Origin of the sequence: Pseudomonas fluorescens, assembly GCF_000968015.1 — a bacterium.
In the GTDB taxonomy this organism is placed as follows: domain Bacteria; phylum Pseudomonadota; class Gammaproteobacteria; order Pseudomonadales; family Pseudomonadaceae; genus Aquipseudomonas; species Aquipseudomonas fluorescens_W.
This window is the reverse complement of sequence record NZ_LACH01000008.1, coordinates 154,990-175,658: the sequence shown is the minus strand read 5'-3', so window position 1 is coordinate 175,658 and position 20,669 is coordinate 154,990. Positions and strand designations below refer to the sequence as shown.

Sequence of the window (20,669 nt, the reverse complement as noted above, 5' to 3'; positions counted from 1 at the left end):
AGACAAATGAAAGTTGCCCTGATGATCAGGGCAACACAGAGGGGTTTGAGATCTGATTATTTAGATACGCATGCTGCTGCGGATGCGCAACGGATCCATCAGCCAAGCCTTTTAAGGCATCAGGCCGCGTAGAATGAGGTTGGAAATGAGCCCAGGAGCCTCTTCAACAACATCGAGGTTGTACTGCAACAGCAAAGGATTGATGAAGGGCCGTAGAGCGAGATGAATCGATTCCACTGTCTCGTCCAACGGTGTCTTGCGCTCAAACTCACCGAGTTCCCGCCCCTCTCGCACGATCTGCAGCACGAAGCTCTTGATACGCGCGTCATAAACTCGTGAGCTGGGCCAGCTTTCCGAAGCGGCGAACGCCGCGATGTCATAAAGTTTTCGGTCATTAAAAAACAGGTCTACACCCTTGGCGATCAAGGTTTTGACCAACCGCCGAAAGCGCTCGGTCGGGGAAATACCCTCAACATTGGTGGCCTGCTCAACCGCCGCAACGATTTCTGACAGACAATTTCTACAAATAGCTTCACCAATCGCCTGCTTGGAATCGAAGAACTTGTAGATGTAAGCCTTGGAAAAACCGATGGCTTTGGCCAGGTCGGAGACTGTTGTCTTGCTGTAACCGTATTGACTGAAGTGTTCGTTGGCCGCCGCGACAATCTGGTCTCGGATGTCGTGATCGGCTGGGCCACGGGCGCTGGACGAAGAAACTGATGGCTGATTCATGCGATCAGCTTACGCACCCTGAAGGTGGTTGACAACTTGTGACCAAATTGTAATATCGTCACAAATCGATCATTTCGAAGGTATCACATGCGCCCTCCTCGTTTTACCGTCTTGCTGTGGTTCGGTATGGTTGCGGGTTGCGCAGTGGGCCCTGACTATTCAGAGCCCGATGTGGAATTGCCTGAACATTTTTTGGCGCAAACACCTAAAGCACACCAAGTTGATGCAGCACCAACTGATCTCGCCGCTTGGTGGAACGCGTTCAATGACCCCGTGCTCAGTCAGCTGATCAATCAAGCACTTGAACAAAATCTCGATTTAGCTCAAGCAACAGCAAGGATCGAGCAGGCTCACGCGGGTTTGGGGGCAGCTAACGCAGCGCTTTTGCCATCGGCTACAGTCAATGGCCAGGCGGCCAGAGCCCGGCAGTCCGTGAAGACACCGTTGGGCCAAGCACTGAGTTCAGACCCATCCTTTAATCGCTACGGTAGCGCCTATGAGGCGAATCTGAATGCAGGTTGGGAACTGGACGTATTTGGCGGACTACGCCGAGGCAAAGAAGCAGCCTTCGCCGATTATCAGGCCTCCCAAGCCGGAGCGGTTGCCACACGCCTCGCGGTGGTAGCGCAGACTGCAGACCTTTACATCAGCATCCGTGGCCTGCAAGCACGCCTGGAAATTGCCCGAAAGCAAGTAGACACGCGACAACAACTGCTCACCACCATCGAGCACCTGTATGCAAAAGGAATAGCTGCTGAACTACAGTTGAACCAGACCCAAGGGTCGCTGAATCAAGCACAGGCCACCGTGCCGGTACTGCAGGCGGGCCTTGCAGCTGCTATGAATGCGCTGGATGTCATGTTAGGCAAACCGCCAGGTACTTACAGCGCGCAATTGATTAAGTCGGCGCGCATCCCTGATGTGCCAAGTCTCGCCAAACTAGGCTCTCCGGCCGATCTGCTGCGTCGGCGTCCAGATTTGATCGTCGCTGAGCGCCGACTGGCGGCATCGAATGCTCGCATCGGCGAAGCCATCTCCGAGTACTACCCCAAGTTTTCTGTGGGTGCGCTGCTAGGCAGCGCTACATCGGTATCCAGCGGGAATCTTTTCAGCAACGGTGCCAGTCAGGCCTCGACGGTCCTGGGACTACGCTGGAGGCTATTCGATTTTGGCCGCATCAACGCCCAAATTGACTTGGCGAAGGGTCAAGAAGCCGAAGCGTTAGCCGTTTACCGCCAGTCAGTTCTGCGGGCCTGCGAGGATGTCGAAACCGCTTTTTCGGCACTGATCAACCGCGAGCAGCAATCCGAAAAGTTAGCCCAGGGCGAGTCTGCTTATGCGAAAGCACGAGCGACGTCGTTTACCGCGTATGAAAAAGGCGTTGTCAGTCTGATAGAAGTATTGGACGCCGATGAAAACCTTTTAGCGGCATCTGATGGTAGAGCCCAAGCACAAACTGAATCGGCTCGCGCTACAGTGGCCACATTCAAAGCATTGGGCGGCGGCTGGCAGCGCGAAGACTCAAATGGCCGTTTGATCTCGAGTGCACAATGAGCATCCCTTAGGGACGCTCAACCGTCCGTTTGCGGATTCGCATCATTTCCGGCGCGCTGCTCAACCGTCCCTACATTTCTTCAAGTATTGCTTCATGCTCCCAGCGTCGAACTCGCCGTTCCGTGCTCGGAGTACATTGCGATTTCAAGGCATAGCATTGGCATTTCGAACTCCAGTAACGATGCAACGTCAGGCCTTTTTTCAACGCTAGAAAAACGCCAAATCAATGCCTCTCCAGCCGGACAAATGTATTTGTTCTTTGCCACGTCATAGATGAAGGCATCGTTATTGAAGCGCCCGTCAGCCTTGGCTCCAGAGGTCATCGGCTTGGGTACATAGGCGGTGATACCGGCATCGCGACAAGCCAGGATTTCTTCGCTTTTGAAGTAACCTCGGTCAGCCACTACCGACAATGTATCTGACGCCATCGCCTCGCGGGCCTGCTTGGCCATTGAGCTGAGTTGATCGCGGTCGGAACCGACGATCAGAAAATTAGACAATGGCAGGTGTTTTCACACAGCCTGGATCGGTTGCAGCCAGCCCTTCCTAGGGCCATCGTGCTGGGTGATCGAGCGCAATGTTCCGGCTGGGACTGGCTTCGTCATTAGCTGACCAGATGCGCACACCTGTAGGAACCTAACGCCCGTGAGCAGCCTCGGGCGTCTTGTAAGACTATCTGCCCCTCGCTCAGGCGGACTTCAGGGAAAAACGCGAATCCGGGCGATTCAAGCCGTAATGCTCGCGCAGAGTACTACCCGAATATTCACTGCGGAACAGGCCACGCTTTCGCAGTATCGGCAGCACTTCATCGAGGAACACTTCAAAGCCTTCGGGGAACGCTGGCGGCATCACGTTGAAACCATCGGCGGCACCACTGCGGAACCACTGCTCGATCAAATCTGCAATCTGCACCGGCGTACCCACCGGCACCCAATGCCCACGAGCACCCGCCAGGCGATTGATCAGTTGGCGCAACGTCGGTTTCTCGCGATCGACAATGTCGATGATCAATTTGAAACGGCTTGACTGGCTTTCGCTGCTGTCGAAGTTGATCAGGTGGCGCGGGAACGGTGCATCCAGATCGTGCCCGGTCAGGTCGACCCCCAACATGCGGCGTAGCTGACCTAACGAGATGTGCGGCAGCACCAGTTCGTTGAGCTCGTCGAACTTGCGCTGGGCTTCGGCTTCGGTGCTACCGATGTAGGGGCTGATGCCCGGGAGAATTTTCAGCTGGCGAGGATCGCGGCCCGCCGCCTTCGCCCGAGTACGAATATCGTTGGCGAATTCGGTCGCGCTTTGCAGGGTCTGGTGCGCGGTGAAAATCGCTTCGGCATGCCTGGAGGCGAAATCACGGCCATCTTCAGAAGACCCAGCCTGCACCTGCACCGGCCGTCCCTGTGGCGAGCGCGGAGAGTTGAATGGGCCCTTTACTTTGTAGTGGGTACCCACGTGGTTGATCGCATGCACCTTGTCACCATCGGCAAACACCCCGGAAGTTTTGTCCAGCACCAGCGCATCGTCTTCCCAGCTGTCCCATAGGTCACCGACCACCTGCACGAATTCTTCGGCCTGAGCATAGCGGTCAAACGCCGAGGGATGTTTATCCAGACCAAAATTGGCGGCTGCGGCGGCCATGGAAGTGGTAACAATGTTCCAGCCGGCGCGCCCCTTGCTGAGGTGGTCCAGCGCACTGAATGAGCGGGCCAAATTGTAGGGTTCGCTGTAGGTCGTGCTGGCCGTGGCGATCAGGCCTATGCGTTGGGTCACTGCGGCAATCGCTGCCAGCCAGGTGATGGGTTCGAAACGAATACGCAAACCCTCACGCCCGCTTTCAGCCAGTGAAGGCGAATCCGCGAAGAAAATCGCATCAAGTTTCTCACGTTCAGCGCGCAATGCCAGTTGCTGGTAATAGCCGATATCCATGGACAATTCCGGCACCGACTGCGGGTGACGCCAGGCCGCTTCGTGATGGCCGTTCGGATAGATAAATAGGTTGAGACTGAGCTGGCGTTCGGACATTTCCCGTTCCCTGAAAAAATTGAGTTTGAAAAACAAGCCTGCGCACGGCGTCAGGCGCAGAGTCTCAGTGCAGCTCGGCAAAATCGCTCAGCACATCGTCGCGCAGGGCAATGAAGCGGCTGTCACTGCGGTTGCGTGAACGCGGCAGATCGATGTCGAGGATGCGCCGGATGCGGCCGGGGTTGGGCTGCATCACCACCACGCGGTCACCCAGGAATACCGCCTCATCAACATCGTGGGTGACCAGGATCATGGTTATTTTTTCCTTGACCCAGATGTTTTGCAGCTCGCCCTGCAGGCGCGCACGGGTCAAGGCATCGAGGGCACCCAGCGGTTCATCCAGTAGCAGCACGCTCGGGCGATTGACCAACCCTCGGGCTATGGCCACGCGTTGCGCCATGCCGCCGGATATCTGATGAGGGTAGGCATCGATAAAGTCTTGCAGGCCGACCAGTTCAATGTGCTCACGCACGGTGTCGCGTTTCTGCCTGGCGTTCAGGGGTGAGTTCTTGAGGCCAACAGCGACGTTCTGTTCCACATTGAGCCAGGGGAACAAGCGGTGATCCTGAAATACGATGCCACGTTCCAGGCCAGTGCCTTCGATGGGTTTGCCATCCAGCAGGATGCGCCCGTCATATTCTTCGTCCAGTCCAAGAATCAGTCGCAGCAGCGTAGATTTGCCGCAGCCGCTGGCACCGACGATGCTGATGAACTCCCCAGGAGCGATGTCGAGGCGGATGTTGTCGAGTACTTGCAATTGAGTCGAACTGCCCGGTCGGGAAGCGAAACGCTTGCTGATGTTTTCGAGGGTCAGGCTGTTGTTGAGCATGTTGCAATCCTTTTGAAAGTGCCAATCAACGAGGAGCGATGCCGTACAGGCGTTGCATTCGCCGCTCAAGTGTCCGGGCCAATGCGTTGAGGCCCCAGCCCACCAGGCCGATAACCACCATTCCAAATAACACCAGGTCCATCATGAAATGTTCGCTGCCATCAATAAGCGTGTTACCGATCCCCTCCCCCGATACCAGCAGGTATTCGGCACCGATGGTCGCCAGCCAGGAATAGACCAGCGCCAGGTAAATCCCCGTGAAAATCGACGGCAAGGCGGCGGGCAGCATGACCCCGACGATGGTTTGCCAACGGGTGAAGCCGTATACCCGCGCCACTTCCAACAAGTTAGGTGGGACATTGCGTAAACCGTCGCAGGTATTCACCACCACCGGCACCAGTGCTGCCAGTGACAGGAACACTACCTTGGCCACATCGCCAAGGCCGAACCACACCGAGATCAACGGGATCCAGGCGAACAGAGAAATTTGTTTGAAGGTATTGAAACTCGGACCTACAAGACGTTGGAAATACCGCGACAGGCCCAGCAGGCATCCCAATACCAGGCCGAGTGTGGTACCGATAAAAAAGCCGCTGAGGTTGCGCGCCAGGCTGGCAGAAATTGACCGCCAGAATTTGCCCGAGGCAATTTGATCCCAAGCCGTGGTGGCGACTTTTTCCGGCGAAACGAGCAAGCCCGATTGGCTCCAGCCCTGGCTCGAAGCCAGCCACCAGACGGCAATGGCGGCAATTGGCAAGACCCATCCACGATATCGGCGGTTACGGCTACCTACTGACATGATCGCACTCATGACAGTCGCCCCCCGGCAGTTGGCCGACCACGACTCAAGCGTTGTTCCAAGTAGTCGAAACTGCGGTCAATCAACAGGCCAAGAGCACCGACCACCACAACGGCCGCCATCACCAAGTCCAATTGAAACAGCTGGCGTCCATAGACAATCAGGTAACCCAGCCCCTCACTCGATGCCACCAACTCAACCACTACCAGCGACAACCAGGCTTTGGTGAAGCCCAGACGCAAACCAGTGAACAGCGTCGGGATGGCCGCCGGAAAGACGATGGAGGTGACGCTTTGCCGACGACTGAAGCCGTAGGCCCGGCCGACCTCCAACAGCCCTTTGGGCGCCTGGTGGAAAGCCTGCAAAGTACACAGAGTGATCGGCACCATGGCCGCCTTGGCAATCAGCACATACTTGAGCGTCTCGCCGATGCCGAACAGCAACAAGGCAAACGGCAACCAACCCAGTACCGGTATTTGCACCAGCGCGTTGAAGGTGGGTAAAAGATAATCCTCTGCAGTTTTGGAAAGACCCATGGCCAAACCCAGAGCTATGCCGACGAATGCACCCAACGCAAATCCGACGACCACCCGTTGCAAGCTGGCGAACGCGTTCAACCACAGGTCACCGGAGGTGACCAGGTCCGACAAGGTTTGATAGACGTAGCCTGGCGGTGGTAGCACCTGCTCTGAAAGCCAACCGCGTTCCACTCCCAAGTACCATAAGCCAAGCAACACCAGCGGCAATAGCCAGGGCAAGGCTTTATCACCCAGATTGAAGGACCAGGCCGACGTGCGCAGTACCTCCACCTTGCGTACTGAACGGGCCGGTGACGGTGGCAAGCGTTTGACGTTGTCGCTCGGTAATGCCGGCGTCGCGTACTGTTCTTGTCTGACGGTCTGTGCCCTGGCCATTTGCCTAGCTCCCTTGCCTGCTGGTCGCGGCCGCTACTGCATTGCCAGCGGGCTGTTTGCCATCCGGACCGTAGGGCGTCCAGTAGGTTTCAAGTCCCTTGGCTTTCAGGGATTTTTGCAAGTAGCTGGTCTCGAACCAGCCATCGATGCTGACGGGGCGACGGATGAGTTTTTCTTCCTTGGCTTGATCCGATACGGCCTGATAGCGGCCAAGCAGAAAGTTGTCGACCAGAGGCGAGGCTCTGTCCCTGAGACTTACACCGGTAAAGTCAGCGCGTAGTGATTCTGCGGGTTCATTACTCTTGGCCCATTCAGTGAAGACAGCATCACGATGGCTGTCATCCGATGTCCATTTCGCCGCATCCACCAGCGTATCGACAACCTTTTGCACGTTGTCCGGATGTTCTTTCTCATAGGTACCCCGAACCACCAGTGCAGTCTGCCGGGTGTAGCGCACATCCTGGGTGGGGTTGTCATAAACGATGTCGATCAGGCCTTGATCGCGAAGCTTGAACAATTCGCGGCCGCCGAATGCGGCATCTACTCCATTGGATACCAATGCTGCCTGAGTGCTTCCGGTATCGAGGTTGATTACCTTGATATCGCGCTCGCTCAGACCATGCGCCGCCAAAAGATTGATCGTCACCAGATGGCCGTTGGTTCCACGAAAGACCGCCACCTTTTTACCTTTCAGATCTTCGATGCTTTTGATCTGAGAGGCCTTGGGTACCGCCAGATAAAGGTTGGCACGTACACCCAGTGCGGCCAGCAGTTTGGTGTCCAGCCCATTGGAACGACCAACTACTGCGGGCAGATCGCCCTGGTAGGCGAAATCAAGTTGCTGGTTCGACAAGGCTTCGTTTACCGCGGGGCCAGCCCCTTTGAAAAAGAACCATTGCACCTCGGTACCGGTTCCAGCGAAGGCCTTTTCCAGCAGTTGCTGATTGCGCACAATGCCCAAGGTAGAGCCACTGAACGTTACCGGGTCACCGCCGCCGGCCGTCGCTACACCAATGCGCAATACATCGGCCTGCGCCAAGGGTATTGCAAGAAGCGCAGCCAGTACTGCAGCGATGCGGCCTTTGTGAAACAGGGGGATACCTTTAAGTTCCATGTAGAAACCTTCCTTGTGTCGATGAGACTCGTTTGTTACGCAGCGAGGTGTTTTTTATCGGCTTCGGTTTTCGGCGAGCGGGTATCCGGGCTTGGCTTGAGCGCTTGGCTCAAGCGACCGTCAACGCCAACCGGCACATCACCGCCGATGGTGGTTCGGCGCACGATTCGTTGGGCATCGCCATAGTCGTTAATCGCGATGTGCTGCGTGGCGCGGTTGTCCCAGATCACCACGTCACCCTCATGCCAGCGCCAGCGCACGGTGTTGTCGACATGGGTAATACGATCGTGGAACAAGCGAATAAGTTGTTTCGAATCGCTATTGCTGACGCCCTGAATCTGTTTAACAAAGTGCCCCAACAACAAACTCCTTTCGCCCGACTCTGGATGCACTCGCACCAAAGGGTGTTCGGTCTCATAGACTTCGGCGGTAAACTGTTCGCGATAACGTCTGATACCCGACTCGTCAGTATTACGTGGCGCGGCGTAGTCATATAAGTTGGTATGCAACGCGCGTAAACTATCTGCCAGTTGTTTTAATGGCTCGGGCAAGTCGGTGTAAGCTGCGGCGGTATTGGCCCACACCGTGTCACCGCCGTAAGGTGGAATAACCACACCGCGCAAGATGGAGATTTTCGGATAATTAGCAACAAAGGTCACATCGGTGTGCCAGGAATTGGCTCGGGTTTCCTTGGCATCCAGGTGTAGGATGGCGGCACTTTGCTCGGCGGAACGTACGGTCGGATGCGGTACCTGATCACCGAAACGCCGGGAAAAAGCTTCGTGCTCGGCGTCATCCAGATGTTGGTCGCGAAAGAACAGCACTTTATATTTCAGCAGCGCCTGGTTAATAAATTCGAATTGCTCAGCACTGATGTTTCCACCCAACTTCACACCTTCCAGTTGCGCACCAATTCGACCAGCAACGGGTTTTATTTGAATTGTCATCGAGCTACCTCCTGTCTCACGAGTTGTTGTAGGACCAATCATAAAGACATAAAAGCTGCTGTGACTAATCACCATTTAATATAAAGATATAAGATCGACCATATAACTAATCCGCTATAAAAATGAATGAACAGCTATAAGCCACCGGTTATTAGCTCATAACTCTTTAGTTGGGAATTTGAACGAACAGTGACCAATAGCGGAAACGGCGGACACAACGAAGTACGTTCATACTCTGAATACACAGCCGGAGGGTGCAATCATGTGCGGACGCCTTTCCCAGTATCGAGGCATTCACGACTTCGTTGCGGCACTTAGCATCCCCAACGCCCTAATCAACTATGCCGGCGACCAGCCTTTTGAGCGCTATAACGCCGCGCCGAGCACACAGCTCGCCCTCTTCCACCAAGAAGGCCAGTTTCTACGCGCCGATATGGTTCGTTGGGGATGGCGCCCGCATTGGGCCAAAGACCGCACCACGCCAATTAACGCTCGGGTTGAGAAAGTCGCCCACGGGCCATTCTTCAAAGCCATCTGGCCGCACCGGGCAATCATCGCGATCGACAACTGGTTTGAGTGGGTTTACGAAGGCGGTCCGAAGAAACAGCCCTACCTGATTCGCCACTGTGACCAGACGCCGATCCTCTGTGCTGCGATCGGTCAGTACCCCATCGGCGAACACGAGCCCGGCGAGCATGACGGCTTCGTCATAATCACCGCCGACAGCGCCGGCGGCATGGTGGACATTCATGACCGGCGGCCAGTGACGTTATCGCCGGAACTGGCCCGGGAATGGCTGGACCCGGGCATACCTAAAGAACGTGCCGAGCAGATCGTGCTGCTCGAGGGTGAGCCGACCGAAGCCTTCGAGTGGTTTAAGGTTGACCGGGCGGTGGGCAATGTCCGCAATCAGGGTGCCGGTCTGATAGATCCAATATCACCTGCTCAGTCATTGCCTCTCCAACATCCACACTTTCCGTGAAACGTGGTTTTTCACGTCATAGCGTTCAGAGGCTACTCAACGCACATATGCTCAATTAATGACCAACACATGACAAGCCCTGCGTTCCGCGCTTCCCGGGTCATTGTCCACAGATATACCCACTCATTCTGTGGATAGCTTTGTCGGGGATGCTCCTATCGAAACTCATCTGGACTGAACAGTCCAAAGCTGATCAAGCCTTGTCGTGAAGCTCTGACTCATCATCTCCTGCCGCATCGCCCAGTCTGGATTACTCGGCACACTGGCCGCACGCAGCGTCCCCCTGCCCCACCGTCCTTTGATCTTGTCCAACACAGCCATGAACTTAGTGCCCTGAGCCGGCTGTGAGACAGCGAACAAATCGTCCACGTACACGCCTGGCTATCAAAGATTCAGGAGCATTACCTCGGCGTTGCTGTAATTGAATCCAGGCCCATACACACGCTCCAGTGGCTTTTAACTCATACACCGGATGACTTCCGCACAGACCGCTGAGTCTCGCGCAGCATAGACGAGGACGTGACTGAGTCCGAACAGGTCTGATGGCATGCAGATTGCCCCCAACCAGGAAAGAGGCGCTGATTGATCTCTATTTGAGCAGAAACGAAACACAGGGGTAGATGCCATGCACAGCGTGTTTTATGCGACAGGTCATCTGACCAGAGTCCGTGTACAGCCTGTTAATCCACTGGATAAACCCATTGAAACAAAGCCTCCCACACTTGAACTCCAAGCGAAAATTTGCAGCGCGATTTTGCTGTTGGCATTGAGTACTTGCTGCGCGCTGTGGTTGATCGGCAGCTACGTGTGAACTAAAAAAAACGCGGCAGCAACAAGTTAAGCACCTGTTACTGCCACGCCTTTATAAAACGATGTTGAATGTTTGCCTAAGGGTCGACCTATTGGCCGCTTCGAATCATATCGGCAGCCTTTTCGCCAATCATGATGCACACCGAATTGGGGTTCCCTGAAATCAGCGTGGGCATGACCGACGCGTCGGCAACCCGCAGCCCTTCAATGCCATGCACCTTCAGATCCGGACCGACCACCGACTGGTCATCTACCCCCATTCGACAAGTACCGGACGGATGCAACGCAGCGTGGGCCTCTTCGTGGCAGAACTTTCTCATGGCCTCTCGCGAAGTGACCGCGACGTCCGGCACATGACGTCGTGCAAGGTAAGGTTTGAAGGCCGCCTGGGACATGATTTCCTCACCCACGAGGCAACCATCCACCAGGCTTTCAATATCATAAGGATCAGAGAAATAGTTGGGGACGATACGCGGCGGCGACATCGGGTCTGCGGAATAAAGCTCGACATAGCCCCTGGATTTCGGCCTTATCTGGCCTAGATTCAGGGTGCAGCCATTGCCCCCGGGAACCGAGTCGACCCCCTCTTCGATACCTGCGCCAACGACCATGAAATACTGGATATCCGGATTTGTGGCCGCCTTGTCGCCCCACCAGAAAGCCCCGCCTTCAATCAGGTTGGACGCTGCCGGGCCTTGCCTGAACAGGGCGTACTGCAAACCAGCCATCATTTTCCAATGCAGTTTCTTGTACTTGTCGTAGCTGTGTGGTCCCGTCAACTCATACACGAGCGATACTTCAATATGGTCTTGAAGGTTCTGCCCCACCCCGGGCAAGTCCTTGATCACTTTAATGCCGTGCTTATCAAGTTGTGCGGCGGGGCCAATACCGGACAACATCAACAATCGGGGTGAATTGATAGCGCCGGACGATAAAACAATTTCCTTTTCGGCGTGCATTACGTGGCGCACGCCCTTCTCGATGTATTCAACACCAATGGCCTTGTTACCCTGCATCAGAATGCGGATCACACGACAACCCGTCTTGACCGTCAGGTTCTTGCGTGACTTCGCGGGTGCCAGGTAGGCCACTGCCGCACTGCTTCGAAAACCATTCTTGGCCGTGATCTGATAAAGCCCGCAGCCTTCAGGTTTACCCGAGTTGAAATCCTCGTTGTAGGGCAAGCCGTACTGCTGGCAAGCGCGGAGCCACACTTTGGTCAGTGGATGAACATTGATCGGGTCAGAAACCCCCAACGGCCCTCCCACGCCGTGAACGTCGTTACAGAAACGCTCGTTGTCTTCGGCTTTTTTGAAGTAAGGCAATACGTCTTTGTAAGACCAGCCGGTTGCCCCCTGCTCGGCCCAACCATCGTAGTCGGCAGGTACGCCACGGATGTAAATCATCGCATTGACCGAACTCCCGCCACCCAGCACGCTGGCCTGGACCATGGTCGGTGTTTCGGTCCTGCGTTGATCTTCGGTGGGCTCCCAGGCATAGCGTTTGAGTAACGGCCCTTGCGCCGTTTTGTAGTAGGCGCCGGGAATATGGATGTAGGGGTTGCGGTCGCGAGGCCCTTCTTCAAACAGAACCACGGACGCAGAAGTATCTTCGCTGAGTCTCGATGCCACCGTGCAGCCCGTCGAGCCGCCTCCGATTACGATGAAATCCACCATGACGACTTAGGACCTTTTATGAGGTAACGCGTGTAAGAACGGAAGTTGTGAAACCGGGTGAACGGCGCTTTATCGAGCAACGAGGCTGACTAAAAGCGCCTTCAGCTCTTTCGCCACCTCATAGCTGTTTTGCTGCTGCTGTTTCTTGCAAAACAACTCGCAGCTCCACCAACCGTCGTAGCCGGTGGCCTTCACCGCGTCCGTCCACTCGGCGAGGTTCAAGATCCCGCTCCCAGTCGGTATATCCCGGAGGATTTCTTCATTGGGAATGCCACCGGCAAACGGCAGTGAGTCACACACGTGCACGCCGTAGATCACGTCTCTATCCATGCGCGCGATGTCTTCGGGTTTAACGTCGGAGGTAAAGCAATGCCAGTAATCGATCACCATTTTGACGTTGCTGCGTTCGGTGCGATCGATGAGCTGCAGTTGGTGCGCCAAGGTGTTCAACGGCGTCCAGGACAACGCTTCCAGATAAAGCAGGACGTCGTATTGCTTGGCCAGGTCCGCCAGCAGCGCGAGATTGCTGGCAGTTAACGCCAATTGTTGCGCTTCATCGTGCCCCAGCAAACCGCTGTAATGAGCACTCGTGCCATGCATTTGGAAATCGATCACCGCTTGAACATTGATCGGCCCGGTGAGCACTTGCACGCCTTTGGCGCCGGCCAGGTTGGCCAGTTGAAAAAGCCGTTCCGCTTCCTTCAACAGATCATCGCGTTCAGCGCCCTGGCGTTCGATATCTCTCAGGTAGCCGATCCCCGTGACGTGGGTTTTGCTCAGCAGGGTTTTGAGTTCCGACTCGGAATGACCGGCCAGCAAATAGGCTTCCAGTTTGCCGCTGTAGATTTCCAGCGCATCGAAACCGACGGTCTTTGCGATGTCGATGTCTATCGCCAGCGTCGAATGTTTGGCGACTGTGGAATGCAAGGCCAGGATGTTGTTTTGAGTGTGCATATAAGGCTCCTACCGTTGACATCCAGTGTAGAGCGATAGGGTTTCGACGGTTATTTCGCACTCACGGCAAATGCGGCGCAACCTGACGCAGTTTCTGCGTCAGGTTGTGGCAACGGGTCATTCAACCCGCGAGACGGTTGGCCAAGATGGCGACGGCCATTGCAGCCGCCTCAAGTCGCTCCTGCGACAACCTTCCCTGAGTGATAGCCGCGGTGATGGCGCGAACAATCTGTGGAATCTCAGGCATCGCGTTGGCGGAAACCAGCAACAGATCCGCCCCCGCGTTCAGCGCCGCAACCGCCACTTCGCCGAGCGATAAGTCTCCGATGGTTGAGCGGTGGTCGAGGTCAATGGTCATGACCAGGCCCTTGAACCCCAATTCCTGGCGCAGCAAACCGATCAGCTCGGGTGACACCGAGGCGGCAACCGGCGGCTCGCACGCCAAAAAAATCGCCGGCCCCATCATGACCGCGTCGGCCCCGGCATTCACCCCGGCTTGAAACGCAGGCCAGTAGGCACGCAGTTGATCCAGCGACTCGTTGACCACCGCCACTTCCGTGGCCGGTAGCTGCAATAGCACCGGATGCCCGGGGAAATGCTTCAGCGTGCTGGCCAGCCCGGCCCGACGCACACCACGCACATAAGCCCCAACCATAGCTGCGGCGCGGTCGACATCATCGCTAAGTGTGCGCCCCTGCAACCAGACGTTGGTGCCGCCCAGCACGTCGGCGGTCGGCGACAGCAGCAGATTCACCCCGGCGTTGCGCACGGCGGTCGCGACTTGAAAGCACGCTTCTTCAAGTTCAACGATGCCCATCGCCCTGGCCCGCTCAGGCTCGGGCAGCGCCGGCGCTATCCCTTGCAAACGGTGCACGGCGGAGATGTCCGCATCGGCCGCGAGCAGCAACGGACCGCCCAGTTCCTTTGCCGTGCCGGTGAATCGTTGCCACTTTTCCAGGGTTTCCGCTTGCAGGCGGCTCTCGCTCATTTTTCCGCTGACGTACTCCTGCGCGGTCTCGCCGAAGAGCAGGCTGCGCCCGCCACTGCCGAGAAAACGACGCACGCCGTCATTCATGTCCAGATCGAGCAACACCGGAAACAGCACGCTGAATGCCTTGCTTTCAAGGGTGCTCATGATCAACCCCGACGGGAGATGTGTTGGTTGTGATTGGCCGCTGCCAGTTCGCGAACCTTGGTGGCCGCGGCCAACAGAATCTGACAATCCAGAACGCCTTCTTGGACAGCCGCGACAATTGCCTCGGCGATGGCATCCAGGCCCGACTCGCTGGACACCAGCAACAGGTGCGCGCCGGCCGCCAGCGAAGCGACAGCGGTGTCGGTGATGGCGTTGCCCCTGAGGATGGAAACCGCATCCAGATCATCGGAAATGATCAAGCCATCGAAGCCGAGGGTGTCACGCAAAACCCCGATGACTTTGGCCGAGGTCGAGGCGGAGTGATCAGGGTCGATGGCAGGGAAAACTGCAGGCCCCGGCATCACTGCTTGCACACCAGTGGCAATGACGTGCTTGAACACGTCGAGGTTGTCATTGAGCAATTCCAGCGGCCCGGGAACCGTGGCCTCAGCGATTGCCGGATCCAGCTCGGTGACGTAATGACCGGGAAAATGTTTGGCAGTGGCGATGACCCCGGCGCGCTGCACTCCGCGGATAAAGGCACAGGAAACCCGACTGACTTCGACGGGGTCGGCCCCCAAATGCCGGTTGTGCAACCACGGGTTGGCGCCCGTGACCACATCGACGATCGGCGCCAGGAACAGGTTAACGCCCAAGCCCCGTGCCACGGTGGCCATCTCAAAGCAGCGTTGCTCGATGTCTTGAGCACTGAGGTCCTTGAGCTGTTCTCTCGACGCAATGGCAGGCACCAGTTGGTGCAGGCGCTCGATGCCTCCGAGTTCCTGATCCACCGCAATCAGCACGGGCGCCCCGGCCAATGCTGCCGCCTCTGCGGCGATCGCGATAAAGCCGGCCTGGGTCTCAGCGCCCTTGCGCGCCGGGCTCATGTCACGGCTGACGTACTCATCCCGGGTTTCACCGAGCAAAATGGAAACGCCGCCTCGGCTCAAGTAACGACGGACGTTGTCGTCCAGGTGCAAATCCCCGAATGCGGGCAGCAGGACCGAATACGCAGCTTGATGCAGTTCGCTTGACATCGCTTTTCCTCAACACCGTTTTTGAGCAGAACGCTCGACTTTATTGACGCATGACGAAGTGCCACGCATGATACCGATCAACTTCGAGCACAAAACGCACGCCATATGCTCGATTGCGCTCACTCTACACAGGGAATCGATTTAGTCAATGCTCACTCATGAAGCTTTCCCCGGGGAACGACAGAACCTGATCGCGGAACGGCTGGCGACCCATGGTCGGGTGCTGGCAGGCGATCTGGCCCAGGAATTCAATGTTTCCGAGCACTCGATCCGCCGCGATCTGGCGACACTGGCGGAAGCAGGCATCTGCAAACGGGTCTACGGCGGGGCTATATCCGTGGCACCGGTGCGCGGCGGCGACCATGCTCAGGCTGACCGCAAAAGCTCACTGGGGCAGGCCGCTGCGGCACTGATCAAGTCCGGCCAACATATTTTCATCGACGGCGGCACCACCAACGCTTCGATTGCTAGCGCAATCGATCACAACCTCGCAGTTTCTATCACCACAAACTCGCCAGCCATTGCCCTGGAAATGCAAAAGCTGCCGCTGGCCGATGTGATCTTGCTCGGTGGGCGCCTGCACAAGGCAACCGGCAGCACCGTGGGGCTGACGGCGATTCAGCAGTTGTCGAACTTCAATTTCGACCTGTGCTTCTTGGGCGCCTGCGCGATTGATGCGGTCAAGGGCGTGACGGCGTTCGACATGGACGATGCGGAATTCAAGCGCACGGTGGTGTCTCGCAGCGGCCAGATTGTGGTGGCCGCGACCAATGAAAAACTGTCGAGCATCGCGCATTACCAGGTCGCGTCCTGCGAGGAACTGGGTGTGCTGGTGGTGGAAAAAGACGCCCCGGCCGAACGTCTTGGCCCGATTCAGGCCAAGGTTTCAAACATCGTGGTCGCATCTTGAGCCAACTGATTTACTGATCTGGAAAAGCCACCCAGGCCCGCCGTTGACTGGATTCGACACAGACCTGGGACAACACCACGCCGCGCACGCCCTCGTGAATATCCGGCAATGGCACGGTCGTCGCCGTTCGCCACCCTGCCCCGGCATCGAGGGCCTCGGCGAAATCGGCATAAAGCACGGCCAACGCCTCCAGATAACCCTCGGTATTGCCCGCCGGCAAACTGGTGAACGTCAACGTTTGAGCCGCGTTGTCGCTCTGGCCGCGACGGTAGATGCGGTCGGCGCCATCGATGGGCGTAAACAACAGGGTTTCCGGTGTTTCCTGGCACCACTCAAGCGACGCCTTGCTGCCAATGATTTTGAACCGCAACCCATTGCGATGCCCCGGCGCGGCGAAACTGGCCCACAGCAAGCCGTCCGCGCCGCCTGCAAATTCCAGTTGAACCACACAGGTGTCATCCAGCCGCCAACCGGGCACGACCGTGGTCAACTTGGCGTTGAGGCTCGTGCAGCGTCGCCCGGAAAGGAACTCGAGCATATTGAAAGCGTGGGTCCCGACATCGCCCAACGCGCCGGTCGGGCCGGCCTTTGCAGGGTCGCCACGCCACGCGAGGCTCTTACTCAAGCCGTCGACGCCCGGCGCCAGCCATTCCAGCAAATACTCGACATACATGAAGCGGATCTCACCCAATTCCCCGGACTGGATACGACTGCGGGCATCCCGGACCATGGGATAGCCCTGATAGGTGTAAGTCACCGCGAAAAACGTATTGTGCCGCTCGGCAATGCTGGCTAACCCGTAGGCTTCTTGCGGGTCATTGACCAATGGCTTGTCGCAAATGACCGGGATCCCCGCCTGGAGAAACAGTCGGCACGGTTCGAAATGCAGGTGATTGGGCGTGACAATGACCACCGCATCGATGGGGTCCGGCCGACGGGATTCGGCAGCGGCCATTTCTGCGAATGACAGGTAAATCCTGTCTTGCTCAAGATTGAACGCCGTCCCGGCCTCACGGCATTTATCCGCGTCCGAAGAGAAGGCGCCGGCGACAATCTCGAAGCGATTGCACAAACGCATGGCCGCTCGATGATAGCTGGCGAAATAAGCGCCCTGTCCACCGCCGACCATGCCGACCTTGAAACGCCTTTGCCCTGGAATATCACCGGTTAATCTTGCCATCGCTTAAAGACTCCACTAAGAGGACGCTTAGGTGCATCCCATGAGTATCAATGGCGATTGTTTTATTCTCCATTTCGCACCACTTCGATACATGACGCGCACTGAAGCACCTGCGTCCTGACCGATCTGGCCAGCTGGTTCTTTCACAGGAAGCAACATCAGGTGTTACCCGCGAAAAATCAATGTGTTACTGGCTGTGGTCAGTAGTAACCCGAAGGCTCTGGACTCGCCCGTCCGGCCACAATGATCCAACGTTTTCCATAGGTTTATCAGCGCCAATCAAGGCGAAAACATGCTGCATTCGCTTGCTTATAAAAGAACCCTGCGAACTGAATAAACCGGCACAAAACATGCTTGAATTAATAACAACAAATTCAAGCACTTGTGGTTAAGCAAAGGGTTATTTCGATAACTGCGCTATAACTTTTATAACCTGCCACTTAATTAACCAGACCCCATCGAGATAACAATGCCCAGCCGAGGAGATCAGCCCCCCATGTCGTTGACTGCCGCCACCTCGCACTCCGAGCGACAGCAGGTTCGCAGTGACTTGCAGGCGAATGTGCAAAAGAACCTGAGTACGCTAGTGGAGTCCTGCCGGTCGGTGGCCGACATGTGCCGCAAGGTCGACGTCAATCGCCAGCAGTTCAACAAATACCTGGTGGGTCAGCACGTTCCTTCGCAGAAGATCCTGCAGAAGATCGGCCGTTATTTCATGATGGAAGCCGAGGACCTGTTTCGCCCGCCTGCCGAGTTCAAGAAGTTCTATGAGGGGTATGAAAACGAACTGCCGACGGACTTGCGTGCCTCGGCGCAATTCAATCATTTCCTGCCGCTGGCCAAGCAGTCGGCCGATTTGCTCGAGGACTATCTGGGCGTCTATTACCGTTACCACAACTCATCGATCTACAAGGGCCGGATACTGCGCTCGGTCACCTGCCTGTATCGAGCCGATTCGATGGTGCAGTACGTCACGGTAGAACGCTTCCCGTTGCTCGATGGCAGCGGCAAGATCGGCTACTCGTTCACCTATCACGGCTTTTGTTTGTTGCTCGGAGACCGTTTGTTCCTGGTGGACTTTGAAGGCAAGCAACGCAACGAGATGACATTTTCGATCCTGACCCCACAGCATCGCCGACCGATCCGATTCCTGTATGGCTTGGTGACCGGCGTTGCGTCTTCGTCTTTCCGCCAGCCCTTCTCTACCCGAATGGCGCTGGGGCTGGTGGACAAAGGCAAGATCCGCAAACATCACCTGCGCAACGCCACCGCCGTCCTGCCCAGCGACCAGTCTTTACCGTTGGAAGTGCGCGAATACATGACCGGCGAAAACGCGACAATCGTGTGGGGCGGTCAGGACTGAGGCGGCGGCAAAACCACCTCGTTGATGTTCAGACCTTGTGATGCTGCCCGTCGATGATCGACGGCGCATCCACTGCCGTGCTGACGTGGGGCACCGGCGTTGGCGGGTGTTCGTTGCCCTGCTCATCGTCATTCATGGCTTTGCGAAAGCCCTTGATGGATTCACCGACATCCGTGCCCAGGTTCTTCAACTTCTTGGTGCCGAAAACCAGCACAACCACCACCAGAATGACGATCCAGTGCTTCCAGTCCAAAATGCCCATCGCATGATTCCTCTGCAGACCCGTTGATTAATTCACCCGCGAACCGCGCGCCGTGATCACCTCGACCAACGACGGCCCCTTGCTGTTCAGGGCCTTGATAAAGGTTGGATTGAGTTGTGAAGCGTGCTCGACCCGCCACGCCTCAAGCCCGAAATTCCTGGCAATGCCGGCAAAGTCCGGCGAGTAAGGTTTGCCGTCCGGCAAATTGAATTCGCCAGCGCGGTGCTGCTCGACCACCGGGACCTGCACATCGCTCAATGACACGTAACCACTGTTGTTAAACACCAGGAACACCACGGGAATGCTGTGCATCACGCACACCGCCATTTCCTGCATCGACTGCAGGAAATCCCCGTCGCCTACGGCGCACACCACCTGACGCGCCGGCATGGCGAGCTTCGCGCCGATCGCCGCCGGCACCGCCCAACCCAGCGTGCTGACACGACCGGTGCACAGATGGTTGCCGGGATTGTCGAGGGGGAACATCTCCCGTGCGATGGCCTGGATCCGCCCCGCGCCGATGACCAGCATCGCATCACTTTCCAGCACCGCGCGCAATTCAGCCAAGGGTTTGTGAACGGTCAAGGCCGGGACGTCAATGGTACTGTCTTCAACCCAGCGCGCCGCTGGATGTTCATCTGGCCCGGCTGTTTTCAATCGGGGATCTGGCCGTTGGACTTCGCTGCTGGCTCGTAACGTGGCGGGCGCCAGGCTGACGTCCAGCGAGGCGGTCTGCACCGCTTGCGCAATCTCCAGGCTGACCGGGCCGACGCGGCCACTCAACATCGTATCGAACGCCTGACGCAGGGCGCGCGGCAGCTGTTCAATCGCCGAGACCTGCACATGCTCTTTGGTAATGCCGGGGGCCAACGTGGCCGGACGCTGAACAGCGCTGTCACCACTGATGATCAGCATCGCCGATGAATCCGCCAACGCGGCCGCCATCGCACCCAGGGCTTTCGAAATAGCCGGCGGGACGGGCAGCAGGACCGCCATGGGACGACCGCAGGCGCGGAAATAGCCGTCGGCCAGATGCACCGAGCTTTGCTCCTGCATCACTTGAATGAACGGGATATCGGTACCGGCCGTCAGCAACGCTTCCACCAATGCCCACGAGCCGTCACCCGGCATCCCGGCGACATAGTCGACACCGTTCGCTTTCAGCGCTTTCGCCACAATCTGGCCACCAGTGAGTTTCACAGGACACTCCAATCAAATCTCAGGATCGCGATTGGAGTATTCGCCCGCAGCAGCCCCGGCTCAATTTCGCACCCCCGGTAAAAGAGACGCAGGTTGACGCAGCTCATCCATCCCCCTCACCCGTTCAGGGAGAACTATGGTTAAAGGGAGTCTGCTGCGCCGATTAGGTCACTTTGATGCGTCAGAGTGCGTCGCTTTTAAAGATGCTGCGAAATTGAGTGCTCTGCCTGCCAGGCCAATACTCGATCCATG

Annotated in this window: 19 protein-coding genes and 1 pseudogene; 4 read left to right on the top strand and 16 right to left on the bottom strand. The window is 56.9% G+C overall.

The window, feature by feature from the left end:
• Positions 1 to 111: 111 nt before the first annotated feature.
• Positions 112 to 732, bottom strand: coding sequence for a TetR/AcrR family transcriptional regulator (locus VD17_RS05730; protein ID WP_046053046.1), 621 nt, complete (start codon positions 730 to 732; stop codon positions 112 to 114).
• 87 nt (positions 733 to 819) lie between these two features.
• On the opposite strand from VD17_RS05730, the gene VD17_RS05725 reads away from it, so the two are divergent.
• Positions 820 to 2,286, top strand: a complete 1,467-nt coding sequence (locus VD17_RS05725; protein ID WP_046053045.1) for an efflux transporter outer membrane subunit — start codon at positions 820 to 822, stop codon at positions 2,284 to 2,286.
• A gap of 10 nt (positions 2,287 to 2,296) precedes the next feature.
• On the opposite strand, the pseudogene VD17_RS05720 reads toward VD17_RS05725, so the two are convergent.
• From VD17_RS05720 to VD17_RS05690, 7 genes and pseudogenes are all read right to left on the bottom strand, one after another.
• Positions 2,297 to 2,765, bottom strand: a pseudogene (locus VD17_RS05720) (IS5/IS1182 family transposase); the annotation flags it as partial.
• A gap of 208 nt (positions 2,766 to 2,973) precedes the next feature.
• Positions 2,974 to 4,305 carry an LLM class flavin-dependent oxidoreductase gene (locus tag VD17_RS05715; protein ID WP_046053044.1) on the bottom strand — a complete coding sequence of 444 codons (1,332 nt, stop codon included), beginning with the start codon at positions 4,303 to 4,305 and terminating at the stop codon, positions 2,974 to 2,976.
• Positions 4,306 to 4,369: 64 nt separating this feature from the next.
• Complete coding sequence (locus VD17_RS05710; protein ID WP_046053043.1) at positions 4,370 to 5,134, bottom strand: ABC transporter ATP-binding protein; 765 nt, start codon at positions 5,132 to 5,134, stop codon at positions 4,370 to 4,372.
• A 25-nt stretch (positions 5,135 to 5,159) separates the two neighbouring features.
• Complete coding sequence (locus VD17_RS05705; RefSeq protein WP_440130556.1) at positions 5,160 to 5,933, bottom strand: ABC transporter permease; 774 nt, start codon at positions 5,931 to 5,933, stop codon at positions 5,160 to 5,162.
• Positions 5,934 to 5,941: 8 nt separating this feature from the next.
• Positions 5,942 to 6,847, bottom strand: coding sequence for an ABC transporter permease (locus tag VD17_RS05700; protein WP_046053041.1), 906 nt, complete (start codon positions 6,845 to 6,847; stop codon positions 5,942 to 5,944).
• Between the two features lie 4 nt (positions 6,848 to 6,851).
• On the bottom strand, positions 6,852 to 7,961 hold the full coding sequence (locus VD17_RS05695; protein WP_046053040.1) for an ABC transporter substrate-binding protein: 1,110 nt from the start codon (positions 7,959 to 7,961) through the stop codon (positions 6,852 to 6,854).
• A gap of 35 nt (positions 7,962 to 7,996) precedes the next feature.
• A complete protein-coding gene (locus tag VD17_RS05690; protein ID WP_046053039.1) occupies positions 7,997 to 8,908 on the bottom strand; it encodes a TauD/TfdA dioxygenase family protein in 912 nt (303 codons plus the stop codon).
• 262 nt (positions 8,909 to 9,170) lie between these two features.
• Between VD17_RS05690 and VD17_RS05685 the strand changes: the two genes are divergently transcribed.
• Entirely contained in the window at positions 9,171 to 9,890 is a 720-nt protein-coding gene (locus VD17_RS05685) for an SOS response-associated peptidase family protein (protein ID WP_046053038.1), read from the top strand.
• Positions 9,891 to 10,055: 165 nt separating this feature from the next.
• Here the strand turns inward: VD17_RS05685 and VD17_RS33050 are convergent, their stop codons facing one another.
• The 5 genes from VD17_RS33050 to VD17_RS05660 form a co-directional block, all read right to left on the bottom strand.
• Positions 10,056 to 10,211: a DUF4113 domain-containing protein gene (locus VD17_RS33050; protein ID WP_440130559.1), complete on the bottom strand. Its 156-nt coding sequence runs from the start codon at positions 10,209 to 10,211 to the stop codon at positions 10,056 to 10,058.
• Between the two features lie 578 nt (positions 10,212 to 10,789).
• Complete coding sequence (locus tag VD17_RS05675) at positions 10,790 to 12,376, bottom strand: GMC family oxidoreductase (RefSeq protein WP_046053036.1); 1,587 nt, start codon at positions 12,374 to 12,376, stop codon at positions 10,790 to 10,792.
• 69 nt (positions 12,377 to 12,445) lie between these two features.
• Positions 12,446 to 13,330, bottom strand: coding sequence for a sugar phosphate isomerase/epimerase family protein (locus VD17_RS05670; RefSeq protein WP_046053035.1), 885 nt, complete (start codon positions 13,328 to 13,330; stop codon positions 12,446 to 12,448).
• A gap of 121 nt (positions 13,331 to 13,451) precedes the next feature.
• Entirely contained in the window at positions 13,452 to 14,465 is a 1,014-nt protein-coding gene (locus VD17_RS05665) for a glycoside hydrolase family 3 N-terminal domain-containing protein (RefSeq protein ID WP_046053034.1), read from the bottom strand.
• A gap of 2 nt (positions 14,466 to 14,467) precedes the next feature.
• Complete coding sequence (locus VD17_RS05660) at positions 14,468 to 15,502, bottom strand: glycoside hydrolase family 3 N-terminal domain-containing protein (protein WP_046053033.1); 1,035 nt, start codon at positions 15,500 to 15,502, stop codon at positions 14,468 to 14,470.
• A 148-nt stretch (positions 15,503 to 15,650) separates the two neighbouring features.
• Between VD17_RS05660 and VD17_RS05655 the strand changes: the two genes are divergently transcribed.
• Positions 15,651 to 16,412 carry a DeoR/GlpR family DNA-binding transcription regulator gene (locus VD17_RS05655; protein WP_046053032.1) on the top strand — a complete coding sequence of 254 codons (762 nt, stop codon included), beginning with the start codon at positions 15,651 to 15,653 and terminating at the stop codon, positions 16,410 to 16,412.
• A 10-nt stretch (positions 16,413 to 16,422) separates the two neighbouring features.
• Here VD17_RS05655 and VD17_RS05650 read toward each other — a convergent pair whose 3' ends face one another.
• Positions 16,423 to 17,592: a Gfo/Idh/MocA family protein gene (locus tag VD17_RS05650; protein ID WP_046053031.1), complete on the bottom strand. Its 1,170-nt coding sequence runs from the start codon at positions 17,590 to 17,592 to the stop codon at positions 16,423 to 16,425.
• A 496-nt stretch (positions 17,593 to 18,088) separates the two neighbouring features.
• On the opposite strand from VD17_RS05650, the gene VD17_RS05645 reads away from it, so the two are divergent.
• Positions 18,089 to 18,955: a transcriptional regulator gene (locus tag VD17_RS05645; protein ID WP_046053030.1), complete on the top strand. Its 867-nt coding sequence runs from the start codon at positions 18,089 to 18,091 to the stop codon at positions 18,953 to 18,955.
• Positions 18,956 to 18,983: 28 nt separating this feature from the next.
• On the opposite strand, the gene VD17_RS05640 is transcribed toward VD17_RS05645, so the two are convergent.
• Positions 18,984 to 19,217, bottom strand: coding sequence for a twin-arginine translocase TatA/TatE family subunit (locus VD17_RS05640; protein ID WP_046053029.1), 234 nt, complete (start codon positions 19,215 to 19,217; stop codon positions 18,984 to 18,986).
• A gap of 27 nt (positions 19,218 to 19,244) precedes the next feature.
• Positions 19,245 to 20,417, bottom strand: a complete 1,173-nt coding sequence (locus VD17_RS05635; protein WP_046053028.1) for a thiamine pyrophosphate-dependent enzyme — start codon at positions 20,415 to 20,417, stop codon at positions 19,245 to 19,247.
• Positions 20,418 to 20,669 lie beyond the last annotated feature (252 nt).